Here is an 18,723-nt window from a genome sequence, read left to right as displayed (position 1 = left end):
CCAATTTGATACTAAATTCCGACTCAAATTTATAATGATGCAAGCTCACTGGCATCATTATCAAGATCATGACTTAGACGTTGTTTTAACATACTAAATCGGTTCAACACGCCAAGCATGAGTGAGAGCTGTTGTAAAATAATGAGTGATTTTTGGTCATTTTCATCATTTTGGCTTAGGCGTTGACGTATCGTTTGGAGCATATTTTGTGCTGTAAGATCAGGCATCTCATCTCTTAAGAGAGCTCCTTGAATATCATCTAGCGCTTGGTCTAATAATTTAAGAACAGCTTGATCCTGAAGGCTTTCTCGATGTGCCCCAAGTGCCGCGATATAACTTAAAAATGTATGGTTTAAACATAAAAATTCAAAAATATCGGATTTACGAGTTGGGTCAAAGTCTGGTTCAGTCGCTAAAGTTGAAATAAGTGAAGCTACTTCAGCATCTGTATTGTGTGCAGCTCGACGTACAATTCGGTAATTGAGCGCATGATTACGGCCTTCATGATACTGTTTCACAACTTCAGCTAAATAATTACATTGAGCTTGTAATGAACGTCTGATGTTGCGAGGTAAACGACGGAACTTCCAGTCGGGCCAAATAAATGTCACGCCAAACCAAGCTAAAGCACAACCAATTAAGGTATCTAAAAATCTTGGAATAGCTGCAGCCATTGCTGAACCGTCCAGATTAAAGTTAATTAATGCCAAAATGGTGATAAAGGCAGTTGCCTGCGCATATTGTTTACTGCGTAATTCAAAAAACAGGACTCCACTTAATATCAACATGAATAGTTGCCCTTCAGTTGAAGGAATTAAGAAGATAATTGCAAGGCCTACAATAATCCCAACTAACGTTCCAACAATTCGTAGACGTAAGCGGCGCTTGGTAGCGTTAAAATTAGGTTGGCTTACAAATAGAGCTGTAAGCATAATCCAATAACCATATTCAATATTGGTCATTTGGATGAGCACATATCCAATAAACAGAACAATCGATACACGAATCGCGTGGCGGAACAGCACAGATTCGGGAGTTAAATTTTGCTTTATTCGAACAACAACATCATTCCATCCTTGTAAATCATCATCTTTAAGCTGGTTTTCGGCTTGTTTCACTTTATCAGATTGAATGTGTTGCTCTGTTTCTAAGTTGAGTAACTGGGAGTCGATAGATTTTAAGTTTTGGTATAAAGCGAAAAGCGCATTTACCCATAAAAGGTCGTAATGCTGATCATAGCGTAACTTTTCTAAGGAGAGGCGTAGGTTTTCAAAGCTTTGTTTAAACCTTTTATTATGGTTATAAGGTTTGCGTTGTAAAATACATTCATTTAACTCTTGGCAAGCTTTGCCTTGGATTGCCAAAATTCGCTGGAATCTAAATAAAATATCACTGTGCTGAAAAATTTTGGCTAACTTTTGATAATCGATATGAGCGGAGTCAGCGCGTTCATGAATGTCTTGAGCAACAAAATAATAATGTAAGCTTCGGCGTGTATCTTTTTGCCCACGGTCGCCTTTTAAACGAGTTAATAAAGCTGTTTTTAAGTCGTTAAAAATCGTAATTAACTTGCCGTTTTCTAATGACAGTTCGATCATACTTTGCTGATAGCTGGCAGCAGTCATATCTACATCAAACAAATTTGATTTTGCAAAGAGAAAATCGCCTAGGGATGCATAAGATGCAGCCAGTTTGTCTTGTAGTTGTCGAACCGGAAATAGTAAAAAACTAATAGTTGCAATCAGTCCATACCATGCTGCACCTGCAACTAAAAGGGCGGGTTGGATGTACCAGTGGTCGAAGAGATGAACACCTAGCATGGTATAGACTGAAACAACTAAACAACCATAAGAGATGGTTGCGTAACGACGTCCTAATGATCCCAGTAAAATCCAACCAATACACGAAGCAATCAATCCCAAAGCAAAAGCCATTGGGTAGGGGAAAAGTAATTGTACGGAAGCTGCGGTAATGAAGAACCCAATATAAGTATAAATCAGGTTCATGATTCTTACTGAAAAGCGATCATCAATATCGCTTAAACCGGCTGCAACCACACCTAAAGTAAGTGGAATTGTTGCTAATTGATAGCCCAGAAAATAAGGCACGAAAGCAGTTCCTGAAAAGGCTATCAGCATTCGCACGTTATACATAAATGTTGTGTTATAAGTCGCTCTTTTTAGGCGTTTAAACCAAGATTTCAAAGGAAGTCCTTGCTGATCAACCTGAGGATAAAGGATTTGTGTATTTCTACACCAATGTTGCACAAATCATACGATAGACAGTGTAAGCTTGTCTGTATGCAAATGATTGAAAAATGAAATATCGTTATGTCTGAACAAACAGCCCAGCGTCAATATTCTATTGGCTGGATTATGTTGCTCGCTTTACTTACGGCTTTAGGGCCATTATCCATCGATATGTACTTACCTGCTTTGCCACAAATGGCGCATGATTTTGGGGTAAGTACACAAATGGTGGCCAATACACTACCAGCTTACTTTTTTGGTTTAGCTGTTGGGCAGTTGGTTTATGGTCCTCTAAGCGACCGGATTGGTAGAAAAAAACCACTTTATTTTGGTCTCGCACTTTATGCAGTCGCAAGCTTATTTTGTGTATTGGCTACAAATGAATGGGGCTTGATTGCTGCTCGTATTTTGCAAGCTTTAGGTGGCTGTGTTGGTGTGGTTATGGCCCGTGCAGCAATACGCGATAGATTAGATGTTCAAGGCTCGGCACAAGCTTTTTCAAGCATGATGATTGTCATGGGGTTAGCACCTATTTTGGCACCTATGATTGGGGCATGGATTTTAATTTGGTTTCCGTGGCAAGCGATTTTTATTGCGCTTTCAATCGTGGGAGCAATATGCTGGCTATGCGTACATTTCTTTTTTAAAGAAACTTTGGCAATCGATAAAAGACTCAAGCTGTCACCATATCAAGTCGTTACCCTCTATGGGGCTATTTTCAAAGATGCGAGTTTCCGCTTACCTATGTTTGCAGGCTGTTTAACAGGGGCGGCGCTATTTTGTTATATCAGCTCAGCACCAGCAGTTTTTATGGATCAATACGGACTGAATCAGCAAGAGTTTGCTTATGCCTTTGGATTAAATGCTTTTGGCATTATGTTGATGTCATCTTTAAATAAGCATTTAACATCACGTGTTGAAATCACTAAACGGTTAAAGGCAGGTTCACTTGTACAAGTGACTGGAGCCATTATCGTATTTATTGCGGGTTTAATTCCTGCTGCGCCTTTATGGCTTGTTATGTTAGGGCTATTTTTAGCTATTTCAGGCATTGGTTTAACAGGACCAAATGCAATGGCACTAGCAATGTCCAAACAAGGTGCCCGTGCAGGAACAGCCAGTGCAATTATGGGAAGTATGCAATTCGCTTGTGGCCTCTTGGGGGGCGTGCTGCTTAACTTCCTCATTTGGTCTGCATCGCTCAACATGGGCGTGATGATGGTGTTATTTACGCTGAGTGGGTTCGTTGTCGTTTTAAAAGCGGCGCAACAAGTAGAAACCAAGCCATTCTCATAGTTTTAAAAGAATGGCGACTTAGAGCTTATTCGTCTAGAAAAACTGTGAAATTTTCGACAGGTTCTCTAGGTGTAATGAAGGTATTTACAATGTGATTAGGATCAGCATGACCTAATGCAATTGCACAAACTAGCTCTTCATCATCTGATGCACCCAAGATATCTAAAACAATAGGGTGAAAATGGTTCCAAGCTGCTTGTGGGCATGTATCTAAACCCCGTGCCTTGGCAGCAACCATCACGTTTTGGATCATCATTGCGATATCCATTTTAGACCCGATTCCCATTGTTTTATTTACTGTAAAGAAAAGGCCAGCTGGTGCATCAAACAGTTTAAAGTTACGTAACTGTTGTTCAGCCATTTTTTCTTTTTCGCCCTTTTTAATTTCGAGTAGACCATAGAGCCCCCAACCATTTTCGCGGCGGCGGTCAATAAAAGGCGATACCCATTTTTCAGGGTAATAGGCAAAAGTTTCTTTATATTGTTCTGCAAGTTCCGGGTTTTTTAAAACTTCGATTTGTGCTGCACAAACACGTTCAACCATTTCATTACGCTTGTTGCCTGTTACTACATACACTTTCCACGGTTGAGTATTAGTTCCAGAAGGTGCTCGACTTGCGACTTGTAATATATCTTTAATGACTTCTGGCTCAATTGGAGTATTTAAAAAAGCGCGGACAGAATGTCGAGAAGTGATAGCTTCATCAACGAGACGAACTTGTTCCAGATTCATGAGATACTCCTATATCATTTTCTTAAATATTTTCATACTTTTTGAAGCTTAATTTCATGTTTTGAAAGTACTTCATTTATAAGCACAAAATATTAGAAAAGAGATATTCTTACAGGTATGATAATTTAATTAGTTTAGACATATTGTCTGATTAATCATAATTCGAATATGCCACTTTAGATTTAAATAGACAAAATAGTGTGATTTTGTCGGTTATAAAAATAAAAGCATAACAGTGAGTGGGTGAAAAATATTCAATTGAAAAAAAGGTATAATATGTTTAAAAACAGTACAAAATGGATAGTTTTGTATAAAATATGACCATTTTTTATATAAAATTTTAATGAAAAACATACACAAAACTTTAAATTTCTGCATAATACCGACTTTTTTACGCAGGTATGATTTCTCCATACTCACGTTAGGAAATACTGGCTGCAAACAAAATCCCTTTACAAAAAGGATTTGGGTGCAGAAATGGAGAAATACATGAGGTATAGGAGCTTTACATGAGTCTACCACTCATCAACAAGCAGTTCATGAAACAAGGATTGGCGATTACCATTGCAACCATGAAAATGAACGTAACTCAAGCAGCTACTGAGTCACAAAAAATACAACAGCTTAGTACAGGTCTCAACGCACTCTTCTTTGATCATGGAGATAAGGGCGCAGATAGTCGCGTTATGGCGATCGCTTGTTACAGTCTTTGAAATTTATATCCAGTTTAGACATTTGCTCAAAAGTATATGTAAATATGCTTATTGGCTTAAATCCAGATTTTGTATAACTCGCTTAATTGATGGGAATCATTAGACGAGTTTATTTAGCGGTGGTCATTTGTTAGTTTCCAAGTTTGTAGCTGAGTCGATGCCTACTGTTTTTCCGCAAGCGGAAATATTCAGTGGTGCAATGATATTATTTCGTCTGAAGGTCGCTTTCTCTCATGCAACCTTCAAAGGCTTAGTGTTGGGCATGATGTTGCTTAAACTTGTGACGATAATTGCTATTCAATTGACATTAAAAATTTTTTCTTGAATTTACTGGAAAGTCCCAGTTTCTAGGGGCTTTTTTGTTTATTGCAGTATTTTGGCATGTGCTTTTAGCACATTAGCAAGGAACGTAAGCGGACCGAGTATGAATGAACAACTCAATGCCACACTGATGTCGTGGATAAAATTTTTTAATGATCCTTTATGGGACTTTTTGGTTATTTTCTTGCTGGCTGTAGGTGTTTTTTATACGGTCTTAACAGGAGCTGTGCAAATTCGCATGTTCTTGCAAAGTATCCGAGTGATGAAAAGCAGTCGTAAAGAAGGTGAAGATGAGCATGGCCTTACACCTTTTCAGGCATTTGTAACAGGGCTTGCGAGCCGTGTTGGTGTTGGTAATATTGCCGGTGTGGCAATTGCAATCGCAATCGGTGGCCCTGGTGCAGTGTTCTGGATGTGGGTGACTGCTCTTCTTGGTATGAGTTCAGCTTTTATTGAGTCTACACTTGCTCAGCTATTTAAAGTTAGAGATAGTAAGACTAAACAGTTCCGCGGTGGACCAGCCTACTATATTACTCAAGGTTTACGTAGTAAAACCTTTGGTGTGGTCTTCGCGCTTGCATTGATCTTTACCTACGGTTTCGTATTCAACTCAGTTCAAATCAATGCGATTGCTAATGCATCTTCACATGCTTGGGGTTGGGACAAAGCTAATCTTATTGCTCATTTAGGTGGCGTTGATCTAGAAATTTCATGGGTTGGTCTTGCTCTTGTAGTTTTAGTGGCATTGGCAATTTTTGGTGGTATTAAGCGCATCGCTAAATTTGCAGAGATGTTTGTACCTTTAAAAGCAGGTCTTTACCTAGCCGTTGCTCTATATATTGCAATCAGTAACTATGCAATTTTGCCTGATATTTTAAAGCTGATTGTGACTGAAGCTTTCAATTTTAATTCTGCAGCAGGTGGTTTCTTTGGTGCGGCAGTGTCAATGGCAATGATGCAAGGGATTAAGCGTGGTTTATTCTCTAACGAAGCTGGTATGGGTTCTGCACCAAACGCAGCGGCTGCATCTGATGTAAAACATCCTGTAAACCAAGGTTTGGTACAAATGCTGGGTGTATTTGTAGATACTTTCATTGTATGTACAAGTACTGCAATCATCATTTTGGTTTCTGGCGTTTACCAAGATGCAGGTTTTGTTGGTGTTGAATTAACACAACGTGCTTTAGAAACTCAAGTTGGGCATTGGGGATCGGACTTCCTTGCAGTTCTATTATTCTTATTCTGTTATTCAGCTGTACTAGGTAACTATGCCTATGCAGAAGGTAATGTACAGTTTATCAATAACAATCCGAAAGTCATGTTCATCTTCCGTATTTTTGTATTGGTGATGGTGTACTTCGGTGCAATTGGTAGTGTTCCACTCGTTTGGTCTATGGCTGACTTGTTTATGGGTATCATGGCAACCATTAACTTGATTGCAATCGTACTATTAACACCGATGGCACGTACATTATTGAAAGATTACCGTGAACAATTGAAAAAAGGCATTAAAGAGCCTGAGTTTAAAATTGATAAGTATCCGGAATTGAAAAAGAAAGTTGATTCAGATATCTGGTAAGTTAAAAAAGGCCTCTTATAAATAAGGGGCCTTTTTCATAGGGGGAGAGATAAAATACTTGAGTCTAAATTTTAAACATGACAAATTAAATAAATTCGATACAGCTTTTCACAAGACTAGCAACTAAAATTGCAATCCGAACTTAAACCTCATAGTGCGAAGATAGGCCATGAAACAGCTTAAATTGTGGGTTCTCGGACTCTCTATGGTGTTGGCAGGATGCCAGACCACTACACACTTATCTGCTGCTCTAAAACCGCAAACAGCGGAGGCTTATGCTCGCTCTGTCGATCAGCCATTTGCACGAATTAAAAAACAGCAAAAACGTCCAGTTGTTGCGCTCGTACTGGGTAGCGGTGGAGCACGAGGTTATGCTCATATAGGCGTTATTGAGGTTTTGGAACAACATGGTATTCGACCAGATTTTATTGTAGGTACCAGTGCCGGTAGTATTGTGGGAGCCCTTTATGCCAGTGGTAAAAGTCCTTCTGAATTACGTGATACTGCATTAAAAATGAAAGCTGGCGATGTGCGTGATATTAGTATCGGGCTAAAAGGTTTTTTTGATGGCAAAAAAGTAGAAAACTACGTTAACGAGCAAGTAAACAACATGCCACTCGAAAAAATGAAAATCCCAATGTATGTGGTTGCAACCGAATTAAAGCATGGCACTAAAACTGTGTTTAACTATGGTAATACTGGGCAAGCCGTAAGAGCCTCGGCTTCAATTCCAAGTATGTTTGTACCGACTAAAATCGGTAAATCTGAATATGTCGATGGTGGTTTAGTGAGCCCTGTACCTGTTGAAGTCGCTCGTGATTTAGGTGCTGATGTCATTATTGCCGTTGATATTTTAGCTCAGCCTATTTATACAGAAACCTCGAATGTCTGGGGGCTGTTTAACCAGAATATTAATATTATGCAAGGTCGTCTGGCAGCAGAAGAATTACAATATGCGGATGTTGTTATTCAGCCGGATTTAAGAGAAAAAGCCCATATTTTTGATGTGAAAGGTCGTGAAGCTACTATGAAATCTGGCATAGATGCAGCTAATGCCAAACTTTCCGATATTCAATTTGCAATTGATGAAAAAATAGCTGAACAAAATCTATCTACGGATGGCTTGAGCGCACAAACCCAATAATTTAACGTTAATCTTTTGAAAATTAAATAAAAAGCCTGAGCAGGGCTTTTTTTTATGCGAGTTTAAATCCTTAATTTTTGGAATAAAAATTTTTGTATATTAGGTACATGTTGGATATGCTGAAAACTCTGATGACCAATATAAAATATTGATGTCATTTTTAAAAAATAATTGATTTGTAATGTATTGAGGCTGACTAGATAAATGATACAGCAACAGGTTAAAAATGGGTTTCCAACATTAGATGATGTTCATGCTGCCGCAGAGCGTTTGGAAGGTTTAGTCGTAAAAACTCCTTTTGTTTTCTCAGAAACCATTTCTAAAACCTTAGGGGCTGAAATGTGGCTGAAATTTGAAAACTTACAATTTACAGCTTCTTTTAAAGAGCGTGGGGCACTGAATAAACTGTTGTGTTTATCTGACCAAGAAAAACAACATGGTGTTATTGCAGCTTCGGCAGGCAATCATGCGCAAGGCGTAGCGTATCATGCTCAGCGCACAGGGGTAACAGCCACGATTGTAATGCCAAAGTCTACGCCTAATGTAAAAGTACAGCGAGTGCGTGAATATGGGGCACGAGTGATTTTACATGGACAAGATTTTTCTGAAGCCGCTGTTGAAATGCATCGCATTGCTCAAGAAGAGTCTTTAACGATTATCCACCCGTTTGATGATGCAGAAATCATTGCAGGTCAAGGAACCATTGCACTTGAAATGCTTGCAGCTGTACCTGATCTAGACATTTTAGTGGTGCCAATTGGTGGTGGTGGCCTAATTTCAGGTATTGCGATTGCTGCCAAAGCCATAAATCCAAAAATTAAAATTATTGGGGTGCAGTCAGTCGTTTACCCAAGTATGGCTAAGTTGCTTTGTAACTATCAACTTGCTGTTTCAATGGGTTCAACAGTTGCTGAAGGTATTGCAGTTAAAACCCCAGGTGAGCTTACGACTCAAGTTGCTAAAGAATATGTCGACGATATTGTGGTTGTCACTGAAGACATGATTGAAGAGGCAATTGCGCTATTACTCAATATTGAAAAAACAGTATGTGAAGGGGCTGGAGCGACCGGTATTGCTGCAATTATGTCTCGTCCTGATCTATTTTTAGGTCATAAGTTGGGTGTAGTGCTTTCTGGTGGCAATATTGATACACGTGTTATGGTTTCTGTATTACAACGTCATTTAACGCGTACAGGTCGTATGGTCCGTATTCGTGTTGAATTGCCGGATAATCCAGGTGCTTTAGCTCGTTTAACCGCAATTATTGCTGAGCAAGGCGGTAATATTTATGAACTTCGCCATGAGCGCTTTGCTGCAACAAGCCGTGCCAAGGAAAGTGCTGTGAGTGTTGACGTTGAGCTTAAAAGTGCCTCAGACCTAGATTTGCTCATTCAGGCAATGCAGTTGGAAGGCTACATTGTTCGTAAAGAAGAGATTTAATCTCTGATATTGCTGTGTTATAAAAGCCGTATATGGCTCTATTGGGGGTCATATACAAGGCAATTTAAATGGATTAAATTGCCAAAAAGGGATGAATTTACAAAAAAACGATCAAATCCTTCAATGAAACGAGAAAAACTGACAATTCTCTAAACTTTATCCTTCACAATTTTAAGGTTTAGGTTTTAGTATTCTTCTCATTGTAAATTTGAAGAAATATAAGGATATCCAGGCTTAATGTTCAAATCATTTTTTCCATCACCACGATATTTCTTTATATCTGCGGTTATTTGGCTCGCGTTAAATATGGTGCTCTGGTACACAGGCGGAGATCACTGGGGTGAGTATCTCGGCTTTCCTCATGGTTATGCTGAAGCTGAATTACCAGTTGGTGTAAACCGTTTTTGGTCACCTGCTTTTTTATGGTTTTATCTTTGGTTTTTAGTCTCTACCGCTCTCTTTGCTGGCTTTTGGAAAATTATTTCCAATAATCCATGGCAGCGTTGGTCTATATGGGGCTCGGCATTTATTTTGTTTAATATCTGGTTTGCTGTTCAGGTCAGTGTTGCGATTAATGCATGGTATGTGCCATTTTGGGATTTAATTCAAAAAATGCTTTCGAATGGTGGGGGAAATCTTTCGGCACTTTATAGCGAGACCTTAGTGTTTCTTTATATTGCAATGGTGGCTGTAACTCTGGCCGTGATTAATGCTTTTTTTACCAGCCATTATGTATTTCGTTGGCGTACGGCAATGAATGAATATTACACTGAGCACTGGGAGCAACTGCGCCATGTTGAAGGTGCCTCACAGCGTGTACAAGAAGACACGATGCGCTTTGCAACTATTTTGGAAGATTTGGGTGTTGAGCTGGTAAAGGCAATTATTACACTTATTGCTTTTTTACCTATTTTATTCCAACTGTCTAAATACGTTCCTACATTACCCATTATTGGAGAGTTAGATCATTCTTTAGTATGGGCGGCAATAGTCTGGTCAATTTTCGGGACCGTCCTATTAATGGTAGTAGGTGTAAAGTTACCAGGGCTTCAATTTAATAATCAGAAAGTAGAAGCAGCGTATCGTAAAGAACTCGTTTATGGCGAAGACCATGTAGATCGGGCAAAACCCGCTACCTTACGTGAGTTATTCAGTAACGTACGTAAAAACTATTTCCGACTTTATTTCCACTATGCATATTTTAATATGACGGCGATTTGGTATGGGCAACTTGATATTTTGTATAACTTGGTTGTCCTTTTCCCATCAATTGCTGCTGGTAAGCTCACATTAGGTTTAATTCAACAAATTGCAAATGTATTTGGACGTGTACGTGAATCTTTCCAATATTTAATTAGTTCATGGAAAACAATTATTGAACTACTTTCAATTTATAAGCGTTTAAAAGCCTTTGAATCGATATTACACAAATAAAAAAAGCCCGCGAAAGCGGGTTTTTTTATGAGTTTTAGTTTAATGAGTTGCGTTATAAAAGTTGAGAATAGGCCCAACTAAAGACTGTTGCGATTTATCTAAGGTCACTTGAATCTCTTTATAGTTAAACGTGTCTTCATCGTAATATTTCGCAATACCATGTGTTTTATTATTGATGTGGGGAATTTGATAACTAAAAAAAGCCACATTCTTAGATGGATGAACAATATTGATTAGTTTTTTAGGATCTTTATAACCACCAAACTCATTTTCAAGACTTTCTTTTAACAGTTCAGGAAAATAGAGCGTTGCATTTGGCAATCCACATCCAACACAAAATGAAGAGTCATAAAGCTCTATTGCTTGTTTTTGATCTGGACACATCGCTAAAGCAAAGCCGCTACCGTTGGCACCTGCATTTGCTTGCACATCTTGCCAATTTCTAGGTACAAGCACTAACCCTGTTTCCGGTAATGCAAGAAGCTTAAGCTGCTTAGCATGTTGAGCATCGAGCTTAAAATTAAAGCGGCAATTTTTTAGTGTGCATTTTTCAAAATCTTTAAGCAAACCATCATCTGTTGGGCTCAGCGCAGTAACACCATAAAATGGCACTGTAATACCATTTAAAAATTTTGCTTCTCCGAGAGCGTAGAACTGATTATCTGCTTTGCGGGTTGCAGCAGAGCTATAAAACTTTGGGAAATGGGGAGTAAAGCTTTTTACTTCGGCATGTGTAATTGAAGCTGTACTCACTAACGCGACACATAGTAAAAAATATAGTTTTTTCATTTTTAAAAAGTAATCATTTAAATTTTCTATCAACCTAGCATATTCTTTTAAACTAGACGGTAACCCAAAATTTTATACTGTTTTTAACTTAATAATAAAAACAGATCTATAGAGACATGAAAAAATGAAAAAAATACTTTCAATCTGCTGTTTATCAGCTATTAGTTCTTATAGTTTTGCTCAAGACATAAAAGGCATTTCATTTTCACATCAAGAGTGGGAAATCTCTTGCAGTAATACGGGATCATGTAAGGCCGCAGGGTATCAAAATGAAGAAAATGGTGATAATCCAGCGTCGCTGTTATTAGTGCGTAAAGCGGGTCCAAAGCAACCTGTACAGGCTGAATTTGCTTTATCAGACTATGAGCAAAGCTTGCCTGCAAGTCAGCTTAAAAATATCCACTTTTATGTGAATGGCAAAGATTTAGGCACTGTCATTGTGGATGGTGTCGAGCTGCCATTAATAGGGAAACTGAATAACTCACAGGTCAACGCTTTACTCCAGCAGTCAAAGCAGAAAACTGAAATTATATTTAAAAATGCGCAGCATGAATGGACGATTTCCGATGCAGGAATGACTGCTGTGTTGCTAAAAATGGATGATTTTCAGAAGCGTATCGGAACTGTTGGTGCTTTGGTCAAAAAAGGGCCGGCTAATGAATCAAAAGTGTTGGCAGCCCAACCCAAATTAATTGTAAAGCATGTCAAAACAGCGGCTAAGCCATATTTGACGTTGCAACCAAAAAGTAAGTCGTATCAATCTGTTTATCATAGTTTAATGTCAGCTCAAACGAACCCAAAAGAAGAAGGATTTTGTGAAGGAATCTATGGTAGTAGTGATGGAGCTGAACCACAAAAAATCGAGTTGTATAAACTGACCAATAAGAAAGTTCTGGCGACCACTCTATGTTGGAGAGGTGCTTATAACGAAGGGTATGGTGCTTGGATACTTGATGAGTCTTTGACTGGTAACGCAACATTTGTAACTGAGACAGCATCAGATTTTGATAATGGCATTATTAGCAGTGCTCAAAAGGGAAGAGGTGTTGGAGATTGCTGGGCGAGTGAGGAATGGGTGTGGGACGGTCAAAAGTTTGTACATACGAAAGATATGTGGACAGGCATGTGCAAAGGTTTGGCAGCAGGGGGCGTGTGGGAGCTTGATAAAATTGAGTCTATTGTCAAATAGCTTAGTGGTCGACTAAAAATATTTTTAGGAAAAGAATAAATGATTAAAAGGAAAATAGAGATAGCTTTCTTGGTTGTAGCTGCAATGTTTGCTTGTTTTGCTAATCCTGCTTTTGCTGCACCTTTAGACATTTTAGAGTTTAAAAAAGATCAATTGTCCCAAACTGAACAGAAACAACTATGTGAGCAAATAAGAGATGTATGTCTGCAAGGCGTGCAATGGCGTAGCCTAAAAACTCCAGACCAGAATTTATGGATATTATCGAGTCGTAATGATATCGCACAGTTTAAATCTACATCTACGGGTTTTAAATTGGTCCGGAAATGGAATATTGTGACAACAGGAAGCGAAGATGGCTTTCATAAACAATATATATTTCCTAAGCTTTTTCCACTCACTCAACAGCGTTATGCAATTGCAATAATTGATCAGTTTTCTGAAATGTATTCAGGAGGCGGTGCAAATATTGAGCGTGCTAGTTTTTATGAGTTAACTGATTCTGGAAAGATACACCAGGTTATTGCGAACTATCCATTTAATTTTAGTCGGATGATCAGAGCCTGTTTTTCTGAGCAAGATTATGAAAGTTCCAAAGGGAATTGTCATGATGAGGATTCTTTAAGTCTGGATATTCGTCCAATCAAACCGTTATTGTGGCAATTCCGCTATCGTTATAGTTTAGGCGTATCACCTGCATCAGATTCAGGTGAGAAATCATATAAGGGCAGTAGAAACTTAAATATTGACTTAAATAAAGCACCAGAACAACCGAGTATTCCTGAAACATGGAATTATGCCGGAATGGGTTAAGGATTAAATCAGTTGATAAATTTGAAGAAGTAGACGATTTACAGAGTCATAACAGGTAACTCCACTCGCTCTGTGATACAAAGAACAGATTGTTTATTGGAGCTAGACCTATGTCACGTCATGTTTATGCGATTGCCCGCCGTAAGTTTTCACATTTGAGCCGTTCAGTTTGTATGGCTGTTGCTGTACTAGGTACAACACAAATTGCGATGGCTGGCCCAACGGTCGATCAGTTGAGTGACTGTTTAGTTAAGGCCACAACCACTTCAGACAAGACCACAGTACTTCAATGGACATTTACGGCTTTAGCTGCTCATCCAGATTTAAAAGCATTTAGTAATGTAACACCCGAGCAAAAAGATCAGTTAGATCAAAAACTGGCACAGGTTTTACAACGTATAATCGTAGAGCAATGTTCTACCCAAACTAAAGCTGTGATTCAAGCGGAAGGTGTTAAGGCTGTTGGAGAGGCTTTTCAGCAGTTAGGTCAAAGTGCTGGCGAAGATATTGTGAAAGATCCAGCAGTCAAACAACAATTGCAGGGCACATTACGCTATATCGACTTAAATAAATTGGTGACAACGTTTTTAACCCCAGAGATTTGGAACAAGTTGGGAATCACGAGATAGTAATTTAGTTTTCTGTTTCTCAAATAAATGAATGTAACCTGCTATTAGATGAAATTGGTCTCTAACTAATAGCAGGTTTTATTTTTAGTGGCTTTAATGGCAAGACCTGCTTAAATACTAATCGTAGCCCCTAAAACTTTTACAAACTGCGCTAACCACGCTGGATGTGCAGGCCAAGCAGGCGCAGTCACCAAATTTCCATCCGTAACGGCTTCGGTCACAGCAATATCTGCGTATTTTCCACCAGCTAATTTTACTTCGGCAGCACATGCTGGATAAGCCGAACACAAGCGGTCTTTTAGTACATCTGCCGCAGCAAGTAACTGAGCGCCATGACATACTGCTGCAATTGGTTTTTTCACTCGATCAAACTCACGCACAATTTCGATAACACGTTCATTCATGCGTAAATATTCTGGTGCACGCCCCCCTGGAATGACTAAACCTACATAGTCTTCAGTATTAACAGCATCAAAATCATAGTTAATGGCAAAATTGTGACCGCGTTTTTCGCTATAGGTTTGGTCACCTTCAAAGTCATGAATAGCCGTCGCAATATGGTCGCCGTTCTTTTTATTCGGGCAAACAGCATGCACTGTATAACCCAAACCAGTTAAAAACTGGAAAGGGACCATGGTTTCATAATCTTCAGCATAGTCGCCGACCAACATTAAAATCTTTTTAGACATGATTTATTTCTCTTTTTAAAATATAAGTTATCTGAAGTTTTAATTTAAATTAGCATAGTCGCTATGCGATTTTTTAGTAAAAAGCGCATTCTTTAGTCGAAGGGTACTTCATGAGTGATATGAAAAACCTCCAGATAAATCGAGGCTGCTTAAACTTCCTTAGGTTTTTTCTTATAACTGGCAAGCTTTACCCTGATATTCATAACGGTTGACGATGTACTCTTTACCATTCCATCGATAAATAGCAAAACAGAAGCCTGGCCCCCCATTTTCAATATCAAGCCAGCCATCTTTGCCTTTAGTTTTCAAAAAGGTAGGTATGCCAGAGTCACTAAATAGTTGTTTCCATTTACCATCTTTTTGTTGTGAAATAATATGGTAGCCAACGCCAGTATTCCCATAGCACATACTGCTACTATCTTGAATAACGGCATCTTTACGGCCATCACCATTCAAATCTTGATAAATGATAATTTCACCCGTATCGCAGTTGCCTTTCCAGCCATGTTTTGTTTTTTTGAAATCCGCAGCTTTAAAAATAGATGCTACTTCACTTTTTGGAATTTGAACAGCTTGAGCAAAAAGTGTCGAGTTTATTAACAATAAAGAAGTCGTAATAAGTAATCTATTTGTCATGGTTAACCTGTTGAGTATAGTTTTAGCTTAAAAATTTATTGTGGATTCATTAAGTTTATAAAATAGATAAAAACCCGCTCTAAAGCGGGTTTTCTTTTGAAGTGAGATCAATTTAACCAATCAATTTTTTCATTAATTCATTGACTTGAGCAGGGTTAGCTTTACCCTTAGATGCTTTCATGACTTGACCTACAAGACCATTAAAGGCTTTTTCCTTACCAGACTTGTATTCTTCAACCATTTTTTCATTGGCTGCAAGTACTTCTTTAATGATTGCTTCAATTGCACCAGTATCGGTTTCTTGCTTTAAGCCTTTTTCCGCAATAATGTCATCGGCAGATTTACCTTCCGATTCCCACATAAAGCCAAAGACTTGTTTTGCAATCTTACCGCTGATGGTGTTATCAACAATACGTGCAATCATGCCACCAAGCTGTTCAGCAGAAACAGGAGAGTCAGCCAAATCTAGGTTTGCTTTGTTTAACGCGCCTGAGAATTCGCCCATCACCCAGTTTGCAGATACTTTACCTTGTGCAGCACCGCCCGCAGCAGCTACAACAGCCTCATAGAAGTCTGCCATTTCGCGTGAGAGCGTAAGTACATGTGCATCGTACTCAGTTACACCAAAGTCTGCGATAAAGCGTGTACGGCGTGCAGCAGGCAACTCTGGAAGTGCAGCGCGAGCAGCTTCAATTTGCTCATCTGCAATAATCACGGGTAACAAGTCTGGATCTGGGAAGTAGCGGTAATCGTTCGCTTCTTCTTTCGAACGCATTGAACGCGTTTCCATTTTGTTTGGATCGAACAAACGTGTTTCTTGGTCGATGCTTCCGCCGTATTCCAAAATTTCCATTTGGCGTTCAATTTCAACATTGATCGCTTGCTCGATGAAACGGAATGAGTTGAGGTTTTTTAACTCACAGCGTGTACCAAACGGTTGACCTGGACGACGTAAAGACACGTTACAGTCCGCACGGAATGAACCTTCAGCCATGTTGCCGTCGGAAATACCTAACCAACGCACAAGTGTGTGAATTGATTTGATATATGCCACAGCTTCTTCAACCGAACGCATGTCAGGTTCAGACACGATTTCAAGTAAAGGCGTACCAGCACGGTTTAAGTCAATGCCAGACATGCCTTCAAATTGGTCGTGTACAGATTTACCTGCATCTTCTTCAAGGTGAGCACGAGTTACCCCAATACGTTTAGTCGTGCCATCTTCAAGTTGGATATCAATGTGGCCTAAGCCGACAATTGGATTATCCATTTGGCTAATTTGATAGCCCTTTGGAGAGTCAGGGTAGAAGTAGTTTTTACGTGCAAATACAGAAGCTTGGTCGATGTAAGCATCTATCCCCAAACCAAAGCGAATTGCAAGATCAACCACTTTTTCATTCAAAACAGGGAGTACACCTGGCATTGCCAAGTCTACAAGGCTTGCTTGTGTATTCGGGTCTTGACCAAATTCAGTCGATGAACCAGAGAAAATTTTAGAATGGGTTGCAAGCTGAGTGTGAATCTCGATACCAATAACGACTTCCCAACCGTCAATCAATTTCAACTTTTGAGCTTCAGCCATTATGCATTCTCCTCAGCAATTGCCGCACGTTTTGTGTGCCAGTCAGTGTTTTGTTGGTATTGATGAACAATTGACAGCAATTGTGATTCTGACCAGTAGTTGCCAATCAATTGTAAGCCGACAGGCAAGCTGTCTTTGTCAAAACCAACAGGAGCATTAATCGCTGGTAAGCCTGCTAAGTTCACTGCAAGTGTATAGATATCGCCTAAATACATTTCAGTTGGACTTAAGTTTGCACCAATTTTATAAGCAGTCGTTGGTGCAGACGGTGCAGCAATCACATCCACATTTTCAAATGCTTTTAAGAAGTCTTGTTGAATTAAACGACGTACTTTTTGTGCTTTCACATAGTAAGCATCGTAATAACCCGCAGAAAGAGCATAAGTACCGATTAAGATACGACGTTGAACTTCTGGACCAAAACCTTCTGAACGTGAACGCTTGTAAAGATCCATTAAGTCAGCTGGGTTTTCACAGCGGTGGCCGTAACGAACACCATCATAACGAGACAAATTAGAAGATGCCTCTGCTGGCGCGATGAGGTAATACGTTGGTACATAAGCTTCAGTCATGTTGAGGTCAATCTCAACAAGTGTTGCACCCATTTCTTCAAGCTTTTTCAAAGACTCTTCAACACGAGCTTTTACGTCAGCATCTAGGCCAACCACGTTAAAGTACTGTTTAGGAATACCAATGCGTAAGCCTTTTACAGATGTATTGCTTAAGTTTGCCACGTAGTCATCGACTTCTTTTTTAACAGAAGTTGAGTCTTTCGCATCATGACCTGCAATTACATTCATGAGGTAAGCACAGTCTTCAGCAGAACGTGCCATAGGGCCTGCTTGGTCTAAAGATGATGCATAAGCAATGATCCCGAAACGAGATACACGGCCATATGTTGGTTTTAAGCCTGTTAAGCCACAGAAAGAGGCAGGTTGGCGAATTGAACCACCAGTATCAGTACCAGTAGCAAAAGGCGCTAAATCAGCCGCTACAGCCGCAGCAGAGCCACCAGATGAACCACCAGGAACATGATCAAGTGCCCATGGGTTGCTGGTTGCACCAACATACGAGCTTTCAGAAGTTGAGCCCATTGCAAACTCGTCCATGTTCACTTTACCTAAAGTGACTAGACCAGCAGCTTTAGTTTTTTCCACAACAGTTGCATCGTAAGGAGAGATGAAGTTGTCTAGAATTTTTGAACCAGCAGTTGTTTTAATACCTTTGGTACAAAAGATATCTTTATGAGCAAGAGGAATACCCGTTAGAGCAGTTGCATTACCTGCTTTTAATGCAGCATCGGCCGCGTCAGCGTCGCGAAGAGCTTGTTCAGGTGTAACCGTCACGTAGCTTTTAACTTGTGAGTCGATTTTAGCAATACGTTGCAAATAATGTTCAGTCAGTTCGCGAGATGAAAACTTCGCTTGGCTTAAGCCCTCAGCAAGTTCACGAATTGATAAGCGATGTAAATCAGTCATGAGTAAAATTTC

The 18,723-nt window shown here is 39.4% G+C and carries 17 protein-coding genes; 10 read left to right on the top strand and 7 right to left on the bottom strand.

Annotated features, from left to right (window positions below; translation table 11 throughout):
* Window positions 1-29: 29 nt before the first annotated feature.
* Window positions 30-2,204 carry a YccS family putative transporter gene (yccS, locus tag F936_RS17810; RefSeq protein ID WP_026055609.1) on the bottom strand — a complete coding sequence of 725 codons (2,175 nt, stop codon included), beginning with the start codon at window positions 2,202-2,204 and terminating at the stop codon, window positions 30-32.
* Between the two features lie 126 nt (window positions 2,205-2,330).
* Here yccS and F936_RS17805 point away from each other — a divergent pair, with 126 nt between their 5' ends.
* Window positions 2,331-3,545: a multidrug effflux MFS transporter gene (locus F936_RS17805; protein WP_004639023.1), complete on the top strand. Its 1,215-nt coding sequence runs from the start codon at window positions 2,331-2,333 to the stop codon at window positions 3,543-3,545.
* 25 nt (window positions 3,546-3,570) lie between these two features.
* On the opposite strand, the gene F936_RS17800 is transcribed toward F936_RS17805, so the two are convergent.
* Window positions 3,571-4,278, bottom strand: a complete 708-nt coding sequence (locus F936_RS17800; protein WP_005049994.1) for a nitroreductase — start codon at window positions 4,276-4,278, stop codon at window positions 3,571-3,573.
* 509 nt (window positions 4,279-4,787) lie between these two features.
* Between F936_RS17800 and F936_RS17790 the strand changes: the two genes are divergently transcribed.
* From F936_RS17790 to sbmA, 6 genes are all read left to right on the top strand, one after another.
* On the top strand, window positions 4,788-4,991 hold the full coding sequence (locus F936_RS17790) for a hypothetical protein (RefSeq protein ID WP_003655308.1): 204 nt from the start codon (window positions 4,788-4,790) through the stop codon (window positions 4,989-4,991).
* 184 nt (window positions 4,992-5,175) lie between these two features.
* Window positions 5,176-5,316 carry a hypothetical protein gene (locus F936_RS19290; RefSeq protein ID WP_115735824.1) on the top strand — a complete coding sequence of 47 codons (141 nt, stop codon included), beginning with the start codon at window positions 5,176-5,178 and terminating at the stop codon, window positions 5,314-5,316.
* 99 nt (window positions 5,317-5,415) lie between these two features.
* Complete coding sequence (locus tag F936_RS17785; protein ID WP_005049991.1) at window positions 5,416-6,891, top strand: alanine/glycine:cation symporter family protein; 1,476 nt, start codon at window positions 5,416-5,418, stop codon at window positions 6,889-6,891.
* A gap of 169 nt (window positions 6,892-7,060) precedes the next feature.
* Entirely contained in the window at window positions 7,061-8,035 is a 975-nt protein-coding gene (locus F936_RS17780) for a patatin-like phospholipase family protein (protein WP_003655311.1), read from the top strand.
* A 204-nt stretch (window positions 8,036-8,239) separates the two neighbouring features.
* Entirely contained in the window at window positions 8,240-9,475 is a 1,236-nt protein-coding gene (locus F936_RS17775) for a threonine ammonia-lyase (RefSeq protein WP_005049988.1), read from the top strand.
* A gap of 237 nt (window positions 9,476-9,712) precedes the next feature.
* Window positions 9,713-10,909 (top strand): peptide antibiotic transporter SbmA, encoded by a 1,197-nt coding sequence (gene sbmA, locus F936_RS17770; protein ID WP_005049987.1) that lies wholly within the window; start codon window positions 9,713-9,715, stop codon window positions 10,907-10,909.
* Window positions 10,910-10,948: 39 nt separating this feature from the next.
* Here the strand turns inward: sbmA and F936_RS17765 are convergent, their stop codons facing one another.
* The gene (locus F936_RS17765) at window positions 10,949-11,698 is read right to left on the bottom strand and encodes a DUF4850 domain-containing protein (protein ID WP_005049984.1); all 750 of its coding nucleotides are present in this window, start codon (window positions 11,696-11,698) and stop codon (window positions 10,949-10,951) included.
* A 124-nt stretch (window positions 11,699-11,822) separates the two neighbouring features.
* Here F936_RS17765 and F936_RS17760 point away from each other — a divergent pair, with 124 nt between their 5' ends.
* From F936_RS17760 to F936_RS17750, 3 genes are all read left to right on the top strand, one after another.
* Window positions 11,823-12,887, top strand: a complete 1,065-nt coding sequence (locus F936_RS17760; RefSeq protein WP_005049981.1) for a DUF1176 domain-containing protein — start codon at window positions 11,823-11,825, stop codon at window positions 12,885-12,887.
* A gap of 39 nt (window positions 12,888-12,926) precedes the next feature.
* Window positions 12,927-13,697, top strand: coding sequence for a hypothetical protein (locus tag F936_RS17755; protein ID WP_005049979.1), 771 nt, complete (start codon window positions 12,927-12,929; stop codon window positions 13,695-13,697).
* A gap of 110 nt (window positions 13,698-13,807) precedes the next feature.
* Window positions 13,808-14,326: a hypothetical protein gene (locus tag F936_RS17750; protein WP_005049977.1), complete on the top strand. Its 519-nt coding sequence runs from the start codon at window positions 13,808-13,810 to the stop codon at window positions 14,324-14,326.
* 110 nt (window positions 14,327-14,436) lie between these two features.
* Here F936_RS17750 and F936_RS17745 read toward each other — a convergent pair whose 3' ends face one another.
* The 4 genes from F936_RS17745 to gatA all read right to left on the bottom strand — a co-directional run bounded on the left by F936_RS17745 (window position 14,437) and on the right by gatA (window position 18,711).
* Window positions 14,437-15,015, bottom strand: a complete 579-nt coding sequence (locus tag F936_RS17745; RefSeq protein WP_003655320.1) for a DJ-1/PfpI family protein — start codon at window positions 15,013-15,015, stop codon at window positions 14,437-14,439.
* A gap of 171 nt (window positions 15,016-15,186) precedes the next feature.
* Entirely contained in the window at window positions 15,187-15,651 is a 465-nt protein-coding gene (locus F936_RS17740) for a hypothetical protein (RefSeq protein WP_005049972.1), read from the bottom strand.
* A gap of 112 nt (window positions 15,652-15,763) precedes the next feature.
* Window positions 15,764-17,233, bottom strand: coding sequence for an Asp-tRNA(Asn)/Glu-tRNA(Gln) amidotransferase subunit GatB (gatB, locus tag F936_RS17735; protein ID WP_005049970.1), 1,470 nt, complete (start codon window positions 17,231-17,233; stop codon window positions 15,764-15,766).
* Window positions 17,233-18,711 (bottom strand): Asp-tRNA(Asn)/Glu-tRNA(Gln) amidotransferase subunit GatA, encoded by a 1,479-nt coding sequence (gatA, locus tag F936_RS17730; protein WP_005049967.1) that lies wholly within the window; start codon window positions 18,709-18,711, stop codon window positions 17,233-17,235. Before gatA ends, gatB begins: the two co-directional genes overlap by 1 nt.
* Window positions 18,712-18,723: the final 12 nt, after the last annotated feature.

This window comes from Acinetobacter calcoaceticus DSM 30006 = CIP 81.8 (assembly GCF_000368965.1).
In the GTDB taxonomy this organism is placed as follows: Bacteria; Pseudomonadota; Gammaproteobacteria; order Pseudomonadales; family Moraxellaceae; genus Acinetobacter; species Acinetobacter calcoaceticus.
Note: the sequence above shows the minus strand (reverse complement) of the source record. Positions and strands in the feature narration are given on the sequence as shown.